Source organism: Nocardiopsis sp. TNDT3 (assembly GCF_003427465.1).
Taxonomy (GTDB): domain Bacteria; phylum Actinomycetota; class Actinomycetes; order Streptosporangiales; family Streptosporangiaceae; genus Nocardiopsis; species Nocardiopsis dassonvillei.
Genome location: NZ_QPFC01001393.1, coordinates 1 through 1,844 on the forward strand (window position 1 = coordinate 1; position 1,844 = coordinate 1,844).

1 protein-coding gene is annotated in these 1,844 nt (G+C 72.3%); it reads left to right on the plus strand.

Features of this window, described 5'->3' with window-relative positions:
- Positions 1-121 precede the first annotated feature (121 nt).
- Positions 122-1,825 carry a glucose-6-phosphate isomerase gene (pgi, locus tag DQW06_RS28160; protein WP_117199618.1) on the plus strand — a complete coding sequence of 568 codons (1,704 nt, stop codon included), beginning with the start codon at positions 122-124 and terminating at the stop codon, positions 1,823-1,825.
- The last annotated feature ends 19 nt before the right edge of the window (positions 1,826-1,844 follow it).

The following is a 1,844-nucleotide window of genomic DNA, read 5'->3' on the forward strand; positions in this document are numbered from 1 at the left end:
CCGCGGGGCCGGTCTTTCGTGGGAGGCTTGTCGTCGGAAGCACAGCCGCGCACCGCGGGCGGCGCGCGGACCGAGCACCCGCGCCGTGCCGCCGGAGCGCCGACCGACGAGGAGCCGCCGGATGTCTGCCAGTACACCTCTCCCGCGCGCTGAGGACACCGGAGAACGCGCCCGCCCGGGCGTTCCCCTGGACCAGCGGGACGAGTGGACCGCGCTGCGCGAGCACCACGGGCGGTGGGGTTCCACCGACCTGCGCGAGCTGTTCGCCGACGATCCCGGCCGGGCCGAACGGTACACGCTCGACGTCGGCGACCTGCACGTGGACTACTCCAAGAACCTCGTCACCGACGAGACCCTGCGCCTGCTCGCCGACCTGGCCGGGGCCACCCGGGTCGCCGACCTGCGCGACGCCATGCTGGGCGGCGAGCACGTCAACCTCACCGAGGACCGCGCCGTCCTGCACACCGCCCTGCGCGCGCCGCGCGGGCAGGTGATCAGCACCGACGGCCGCGACGTCGTCCCCGAGGTCCAGGAGGTCCTGGACCGGATGGCGGAGTTCGCCGACCGGGTCCGCGCCCGGGAGTGGCTCGGCCACACCGGTCAGCCGGTGCGCCGGATCGTCAACATCGGCATCGGCGGCTCCGACCTGGGGCCCGCCATGGCCTACGAGGCGCTGCGCCCCTACACCGACCGCGGACTGGAGTTCCGGTTCGTCTCCAACGTGGACGGCACCGACCTGCACGAGGCGCTGGTGGACGCCGACCCGGCCACGACGCTGTTCGTGGTCGCCTCCAAGACCTTCACCACGGTCGAGACCATCACCAACGCCACCGAGGCCCGCACCTGGCTGCTGGACGGGCTGGGCCTCAAGGGCGACGACGGCGCCATCGCCAGGCACTTCGCCGCCGTCTCCACCAACGGCGAGGAGGTGGCGAAGTTCGGCATCGACACCCGCAACATGTTCGGGTTCTGGGACTGGGTGGGCGGCCGCTACTCCTACGACTCCGCCATCGGCCTGTCCCTGATGGTGGCGGTGGGCCCCGAGCGGTTCCGGGAGATGCTCGCCGGGTTCCACCTGATGGACACCCACTTCGCGACGGCCCCCGTGGAGCGCAACCTGCCCTTCCTGCTGGGCCTGCTCGGCGTGTGGTACGGCAACTTCCACGACGCCCGGACCCACGCGGTGCTGCCCTACAGCCACCACATGTCCAAGTTCCCCGCCTACCTCCAGCAGCTCGACATGGAGTCCAACGGCAAGTCGGTGCAGCGCGACGGGCGCCCCGTCCACTGGCAGACCGGTCCGGTGGTGTGGGGCACCCCGGGCACCAACGGCCAGCACGCCTACTTCCAGCTGCTGCACCAGGGCACCCGGTTCGTGCCCGCCGACCTCCTCGGCTTCGCCAACCCGGCCCCCGACCTGCCCGAGCACCTGGTGCCCCAGCACGACCTGCTCATGGCCAACCTGTTCGCCCAGGGGCAGGCGCTGGCCTTCGGCCGCACCGCGGAGGAGGTCGCCGCCGAGGGCGTGTCCGCCGACCTGGTCCCGCACCGGACCTTCGAGGGCAACCGGCCCACGACGACCATCCTCGCCGACCGGCTCAGCCCGTCGGTGCTCGGGCAGCTGGTCGCCCTCTACGAGCACAAGGTGTTCGTCCAGGGCGCGGTGTGGAACATCAACTCCTTCGACCAGTGGGGTGTGCAGCTGGGCAAGGTGCTGGCCAAGCGGGTCGAGCCCGCCCTCACCGAGGGTGCCGACGTGCCCGGTCTGGACGCCTCCACCACCTCCCTGGTGCGGCGCTACCGTTCCATGCGCGGCAGGGACTGACCACGGCGGGGGGGGGGGG

Bases quoted from the DNA above. Each gene is read 5' to 3' on its own strand.
- pgi (WP_117199618.1), top strand. From the start codon at position 122: ATGTCTGCCAGTACACCTCTCCCGCGCGCTGAGGACACCGGAGAACGC.